The sequence below is a fragment of the Amycolatopsis sp. NPDC005232 genome (assembly GCF_040607795.1).
Taxonomy (GTDB): Bacteria; Actinomycetota; Actinomycetes; order Mycobacteriales; family Pseudonocardiaceae; genus Amycolatopsis.
On record NZ_JBEXHL010000038.1, the window covers coordinates 82,212 to 88,712 of the forward strand.

General features: G+C 71.4%; 7 protein-coding genes and 1 pseudogene. 4 read left to right on the forward strand and 4 right to left on the reverse strand.

Annotated features, from left to right (window positions below):
* Positions 1–13: 13 nt before the first annotated feature.
* The 3 genes from ABZU76_RS43220 to ABZU76_RS43230 form a co-directional block, all read right to left on the reverse strand.
* Positions 14–502, reverse strand: a complete 489-nt coding sequence (locus ABZU76_RS43220; protein WP_354881663.1) for a VOC family protein — start codon at positions 500–502, stop codon at positions 14–16.
* A gap of 34 nt (positions 503–536) precedes the next feature.
* Complete coding sequence (locus ABZU76_RS43225; RefSeq protein WP_354881666.1) at positions 537–1,589, reverse strand: zinc-binding dehydrogenase; 1,053 nt, start codon at positions 1,587–1,589, stop codon at positions 537–539.
* Positions 1,590–1,703: 114 nt separating this feature from the next.
* Positions 1,704–2,141 (reverse strand): VOC family protein, encoded by a 438-nt coding sequence (locus ABZU76_RS43230; protein WP_354881669.1) that lies wholly within the window; start codon positions 2,139–2,141, stop codon positions 1,704–1,706.
* A gap of 131 nt (positions 2,142–2,272) precedes the next feature.
* Between ABZU76_RS43230 and ABZU76_RS43235 the strand changes: the two genes are divergently transcribed.
* Both ABZU76_RS43235 and ABZU76_RS43240 read left to right on the forward strand, forming a co-directional pair.
* Positions 2,273–3,007 (forward strand): DJ-1/PfpI family protein, encoded by a 735-nt coding sequence (locus ABZU76_RS43235; protein WP_354881672.1) that lies wholly within the window; start codon positions 2,273–2,275, stop codon positions 3,005–3,007.
* The gene (locus tag ABZU76_RS43240) at positions 2,977–3,273 is read left to right on the forward strand and encodes a helix-turn-helix transcriptional regulator (protein WP_354881675.1); all 297 of its coding nucleotides are present in this window, start codon (positions 2,977–2,979) and stop codon (positions 3,271–3,273) included. Before ABZU76_RS43235 ends, ABZU76_RS43240 begins: the two co-directional genes overlap by 31 nt.
* Here ABZU76_RS43240 and ABZU76_RS43245 read toward each other — a convergent pair.
* Positions 3,239–4,372 carry a hypothetical protein gene (locus tag ABZU76_RS43245; RefSeq protein ID WP_354881678.1) on the reverse strand — a complete coding sequence of 378 codons (1,134 nt, stop codon included), beginning with the start codon at positions 4,370–4,372 and terminating at the stop codon, positions 3,239–3,241. The two genes, ABZU76_RS43240 and ABZU76_RS43245, sit on opposite strands and share 35 nt — an antisense overlap.
* Positions 4,373–4,596: 224 nt before the next feature.
* Here ABZU76_RS43245 and ABZU76_RS43250 point away from each other — a divergent pair, with 224 nt between their 5' ends.
* Positions 4,597–5,904, forward strand: coding sequence for a Bcr/CflA family multidrug efflux MFS transporter (locus ABZU76_RS43250; RefSeq protein WP_354881681.1), 1,308 nt, complete (start codon positions 4,597–4,599; stop codon positions 5,902–5,904).
* 121 nt (positions 5,905–6,025) lie between these two features.
* Positions 6,026–6,501, forward strand: a pseudogene (locus ABZU76_RS43255) (RHS repeat protein); the annotation flags it as partial.

The following is a 6,501-nucleotide window of genomic DNA, read 5'->3' on the forward strand; positions in this document are numbered from 1 at the left end:
AGCCCAGTGTGGCTCACCCGCGCGGAACGTCGATCCCGACGGCGCGCAGCTCGGCGGCCTGGGCGCTGTCCGGGTCGATCGGCCGGGCGGCGGTGAGCACGATCCGCGCCCCTTCAGGTGTCTTGACCGTGAGCTCGACGGAGTTCCACGGCTTCTCCTCCGGGCCGCTCGTGCAGCCCGGCCGCAGCTCCTCGCACCGCGCGGCGACCTCGCCGATCTGGGAGAGCACGCACGAGAAGCTGATGGCCAGCGCGGAGCCGGGCCCGGCTTCACCCGGCACGAGCAGCACGTCCTGGAACGCCCACCGCCGCAGGTGGGTGATCCGGCCGGGGATGGAGAACAGGTCGATGAACCCGAGGCCGCGCAACCAGAAGTCCTTGGACTCCTCGAGGTCGGCCGTCGGGATCATCGGGAACATGGGCATGCCGTAGATGCCGCGGTAGGGCTCCGGCGCGATCGCGTCGAGGGCCGGCATCGGGACGGGGCTGGTGTATTCGGTCACGCCTTCGATGCTCGACCCTCCTGCGACGTCAGGGTCAAGGACGAAGCAGCACCCGGATCGGGTCGCCGTCGTGCTCGCGCAGGCGCCGCACACCCTCGGCCGCTTCCTCCAGCGGCAGGATCGCGCTCACGGAACCCGACACGTCCAGCCGCCCGCGCGCGACCAGCTCCACCAGGTCCGACAGGTGCTTCATCCGGTAGCCGAGGTGCCCGACGACGGTGTGGCGCCGCCGCACGAAGTTCAGCTCGGCCCCCAGCTCCAGCTGATCGGGCGACATCCCGACGAGCACCAGCCGGCCGCGGTGGCCGAGCGCGCGGTCGGCCTGCTTGACGCTGGCACCCCGGCCGACGCAGTCGAACGCGACGTCGAGCCCGTGACCGCCGGTGATCTCCGCGAGCTTGTCGGGAGTCGCTTCGTCGAGCGGGTCGAGCGCGAAGTCGGCGCCGAGGCCGAGCGCGCGTTCGCGGGCCGCAGGCAGCGGGTCGAGCGCCACGATCGGCGACGCGCCGCAGAGGCGTGCGAGCTGCACCAGGTGCGTGCCCAGCCCGCCGAGGCCCCAGATCCCCACGGCCTCCGCGGGGCGCAGCCCGGCCGTGTCGACGGCGCCGTACGGGGTCGAGACCGCGTCGGCCAGCACCGCGGCCTGCTCCAGCGGCACGTGCTCCGGCACGCCGACCAGCGTCGTCGCGGGCGTGACCACGTACTCGGCCCAGGCGCCGTCGTAGTCGAAGGCCATGATCTCGAGCTTTTCGCACACGTCGATCCCGCCGCCCTGGCGGCATTCGCGGCACGTGCCACACGGCCGGCCCGCGGCCACGACCACGCGGTCGCCCGGCGACCAGAAGCCGACCTCTTCGCCGACGGCGGCGACGGTTCCGGCCGTCTCGTGTCCGGGCGTGATCACCGGCAGTTTCGGGGTGAAGTGCCCGTCGAGCTGGGTCAGGTCCGAGTGGCAGATCCCGCACGCCGCGACCTTGACCACGACCTCACCGCGCCCCGGGGCCGGCACGGGCACCGTCTCCACGCTCAGCTTCTTCGACGCCGCGTCGAACCGCGCCGCTCGCATCGTGGCCGGCAGGCCGCTCATGGGAACTCCTCTTCGGGTCGGCTTATGCGCCGACACTAATGATCAGCGGCCGCCAAGATCAACGACCGCTGACCGTCCGTACCGGCATCCGTGCACCGGACTGTCCCGAGTGGACTATTCGAGCGCGGCGGTGAGCTCCAGGTGGATGCCGTCGGGATCGTCGACCGACAGGATCGCGATGCCGAACGCCGGCAGCTCGCGGATCGTGCCGTGCACGACGTCCGTGGCATCGAGGCGCTCCTGCGCTTCCCGCAGCCGGGTCATCGAGCCGAGCTGGAAGCTCAGGTGGTCGAGGCCGACGCGTTCGGACTCGAACCGGTCGGCCTTCTCGGCCACCGGACGCAGGCCGAGGATCAGGTTCTCGTTGGCGAGCACGACTCCGCCGTAGAGCGCTTCGCGGTCGGCCCGGATGGCCGGGTCGTCCGGGCTGCCCGGCGATTCGGCCGCGACGCCGAAGCCGAGCACCTCGGTGTAGAAGGCGCGCGAACGGTCGAGGTCGGTCACGGTGAGCCGCAGGTGGTGGACGCCGCCCAGGGCGCTGAGGATCGGCATGGTGGCCGCCTTCCGGTTCGGCCCGCCACCCCCTCGGTGACGGTGCCTGGTTCGAACGCTAGGTCCACAGTGGTCACGTCGGAAGTGTCGGTTCCGACGCGTTCGGTACCGTTCCCGACCTGGACGTCGCGGTGTTCGTCGTCGACGGCGTGGCCGATTTCGGCCTCTCCGCGGTGCTGGAAGTGCTCCGGACGGCCAACGGACTCGCCTCTGACCTGCCGGATCCGCCGCGTCCGTTCGGCATCCGCACGGTGTCCGCCGGTGGCGCCGTCCGCTCAGCCCACGGGTACACGATCCCCGCGGAACCCGTGAAAACCGTGTTGGCCGAAGGTCCCGACCTGCTGCTGGTGCCCGCCGTCGAAATCCCGCAGCCCGAAGCGCTCGTGCGCGAGGTCAGCGGGGCCTCGGGCCGCACCGTGGTGCACGCCCTCAACGCCGCGCGCGAAGCCGGCGCCCGCGTGGCCGCGGCCTGCACGGCCACGTTCTACCTGGCCGAGGCCGGCGTGCTCGACGGCGTGCGCGCCACCACCAGCTGGTGGCTCGGCCCGACGCTGCGCCGCCGCTACCCGCGCGTCGAGGTCGACGAGACGCGCACGCTCTGCGTCGGTGAGGACGTGATCACCGCGGGCGCGGCGCTCGCGCACCTGGACCTGGCGTTGTCGCTGGTCGCGGCCTCCAGTCCGGCGCTGGCCGACCTCGTGAGCCGCTACCTGCTCATCGGCAACCGCACCACGCAACAGGACTTCGCGGCCACGGAGATCCTCGCGCGCGGCAACCCGCTGGCCGCCGCGTTCGCGAACGTCGCGTGCGGTCTCGGCTGGGGGAGTCGTTGCAGGTGGCGGCGCTGGCGGGCGAGCTCGGCGTGACCGAACGCAGCCTGCAACGGACCCTGCAGGCCGAGCTGGGGATGTCGCCGCGCGAGTTGATCACCGAGATCCGGCTGCAGCGCGCGATTCACCTGCTGCGCACCACCGGCTTGACCGTCGACGCCGTGGCCGCCCGCGTCGGTTACCTCAACGGCGGCACGCTGCGGACGCTGATCCGTCGCCGGCGTGGTCTGAGCGTCGGCGAGGTGCGTGGCTCAGGCTCGCCGTGGCTCAGTGCTCCGCTGCCGGTGTCTTCGCCGGACTGACCGGCATCATCACGGCCGGGCCGAGGGCGCTCCATCCCGGCACCGGCGCGACCTGCGGTTCGAGGTGCTGCCCGAGCCCTTCGCCCGAGTGGTTCCGCAGGTACCGCAGGCCCCGGCGGAAGCGGCGGTAGGTGCGCGCGGCGATCAGCCCGACGAGCCCGAACACGATCCCGCCCGCGACGTTGGTGTGCGACGCGGGGCCGGTCAACACGAGGTCGGGCAGCGCGGGGAAGAAGGACATCACCGCGATTGTCAGGCACGCGATGGCGACCACGAGCACGAACACCGGTGCCTTGAACCCGGGGCTGCCGCCGGCCATCGCGGTGGCGCCGGCGCGGACGTCGGCGACGGCCTCGCCGTGGCGCTGCACGGCCACCGCGCGGTCGGCGTTGTTCTGGCTCGCGAGCTTCGGGTCCTTCCGCGCCTTCTCCGCCCGGGCGACGACGAGGTCGAGCACCTGCTGCGGGTTCGCGTGTTCCAGGTGCAGCAGCCACTGCCGTCCCTCACCGGCCACGCGCAGCACCGGCTGGCCGCCGACCTGGCCGAGTTGGGCGTAGGCGAGCTCGCTGTAGAGCAGACCGGGGCCGTTGGCGCGCGCGTTGCCGAGCTTGCCGGTGCTGCCGTGCACGAGCCGGTCCCACTGGACGAGCAGCCGGCCGTCGGTCAGGCGCACCACCACCTCCGTGCGGGCGCCGGCCAGGTCGCGTCCGAGCGGCCGGTTGAGCACGAGCTGCGCGAGGCGACCGCACCCGTACGCCACGACCACGGCGACCGGCGCCGCGACGAGTCCTCGCCAGCCCTCGCCGAAGCCGACGGCCATCTGGATCGCCCCGGCGGAGAGCAGCTCGAACCCGAGCAGCAGCCCGCACCACCCGAGCGCCACCGGCCACACCGTCGGGCGCCGGTGGTACACGAGCACGAAGCCCAGCACCAGCAGCACGTACGGGCTCAAGCCCCGCAGCACCGCCAGCGCGTCCAACCCGGGTGTCGTGCTCCACCCGAACGCCGCGAACGGCCCCAGGAGTCCCACGAGCACCAGCACTCCCGCGGCGATCCGACGCACCGCCATTCCCGGCCCCGAGGGCAGTGATTCCACCACTGCGCCACCTTGCCACGACAGAGGCTCCCCGCGTGGGTGATCTGTCGTATGCGAACTGTCTATTGTGGACATTTCTGGCGGGTGAATCCCGGATTACCTTGTCGTAGTGGTGCAACCACGAGGCGTCACACGGAGAAAGGCGCGGTGTGATCTGGGAAGGATGTCGGAATAGGCGAGCCCCGTTCGTCGTAGGAGTGAGGTGGCTACCGACTGAGGGAGATGCTGTGACGAACAGGCTGGAAGCCGCGCCCGGCGCAGGAGTGTCCGCTGGGGGCGGACAGCTCAAACTGGTGCTGATCCTGGGTGTCCTCGTGGCACTCGGCCCGCTGTCCATCGACATGTACCTGCCCGCGCTGCCGACCATCGCGCAGGACCTGCTCACGTCCGAGTCCACCATCCAGCTCACGCTGACCGGCACCGTGCTCGGGCTGGCGCTCGGGCAGCTGCTGGTCGGGCCGCTGTCCGACGCGTTCGGTCGGCGGATCCCGCTCATCACCGGCAGCTTGATCCACGTCGCCGCCTCGCTGCTCTGCCTGGTCGCGCCGAACGTCGAGCTGCTCACCGGCGCACGCATCCTGCAGGGCCTCGGCGCCTCCGCGGGCGCGGTGCTGGCGCTGGCCGTGGTGCGTGACCTCTACACCGACCGCAACGCCGCGAAGCTGCTGTCGCGCCTGATCCTGGTGATGGGTGTGTCGCCGGTGCTCGCGCCGACGCTCGGCAGTGCCCTGCTGAGCTGGACCGAGTGGCGTGGCGTGTTCGTGGTGCTCGCCGTGATCGGGCTCGCGAGTGCGATCGCCGCGGCGCTGGCCCTGCCGGAGACGTTGCCGAAGCAGCGCCGCCAGCCGTGGGAGCTCAAGGCGACGGTCCGCTCGTACCGCGGGCTGCTCACCGACCGCTCGTTCATCGGCCTGGTGATCGTGGCCGGTCTCGCGATGGCCGGGCTGTTCGCCTTCATCAGCGGCGGCTCGTTCGTGTTCCAGCAGGAGTTCGGTCTCAACCAGCAGCAGTTCGGCCTGCTCTTCGGCGCCAGCGCGATCTGGCTGATCGCCGCGACGCAGGTCAACGCGCGGCTGATGAACCGCTACGAGCCGGCCCAGGTGCTGGTCGTCGCGAGCGTGGCGGCCGTCGTGGCCGCGGCGGTCCTGCTGGTCACGGCGCTCACCGGCTTCGGCGGGATGTTCGGCGTCGCGGTGCCCGTGTGGGCGGTGCTGTTCTTCGCCGGCCTGATCCTGCCCAACGCGCCCGCGGTCGCCCTGAACTCCCACGGTGACAACGCCGGCACCGCGGCCTCGCTGCTGGGTGCCGTGCAGTTCGGCATCGGCGCGGCCGTGTCGCCGGTCGTGGGCCTGATCGGCAACAACGCCGCCGCCATGGGGATCGTGATGTTCAGCGGAATCCTGCTGGCGGGCGTCGTCCTCTGGGTTGTTGCCCGGCCGTGGGAGCTCACGGTCCCGGACGAGTCGGCCGGCGGCGAGCGGGTGACCGAGCCCGCGGCCCAGCCCGAGGCCGTCGCCTGCGCCGACGCGGTCTGACCGCCTCACGATTGCGGGCATTCTGCCCTCCCTGCCAGGCGGGCTGTATCAAAGGGGCACCAACGAGTCAATAGCCCATCGCGCAAGCGATCAGCCCGTTCGGCGCTGCTAGCTTGACGCGGTGAGTAATCCGCTGATCGCGCCGACGCAAGACTCCACCAAGGCGTATTCGGGTATTTCGCTGCTGGAATCCGCGAACGACTTGTCGACGGCCATCGAGTCGGGTGACTGGGCGTCGGTGGCGATGGGTGCGGTCGGCACCGCGCTGGATGCGTTGTCGATGGCGATGGACCCGTTCGGTGCGATCCTGGCGGCCGGGGTGTCGTGGTTGATGGAGCACGTCGGTCCGCTCAAGGACGCGCTCAACGGGTTGACGGGCAATGCGGATCAGATCAAGGCGCAGTCGGAGACGTGGGGCAACGTCGCCAAGGAGCTGGGCAGCGTCGCCTCCGACCTCAACGACGCGATCAACGCGGATCTGCAGTCGTGGTCGGGTTCGGCCTCGGATGCCTACCGGCAGCGGGGGCAGGATCTGGCGACGTCGTTGCAGGCGGCGCAGAAGGGCTGTGAGGGCGCCTCGTCCGGGGTGAAGACCGC

What these genes read in the sequence shown, in the direction of transcription:
- ABZU76_RS43225 (WP_354881666.1), bottom strand. Translation starts at nt 1,589, where the DNA reads ATGAGCGGCCTGCCGGCCACGATGCGAGCGGCGCGGTTCGACGCGGCG.
- ABZU76_RS43230 (WP_354881669.1), bottom strand. Translation starts at nt 2,141, where the DNA reads ATGCCGATCCTCAGCGCCCTGGGCGGCGTCCACCACCTGCGGCTCACC.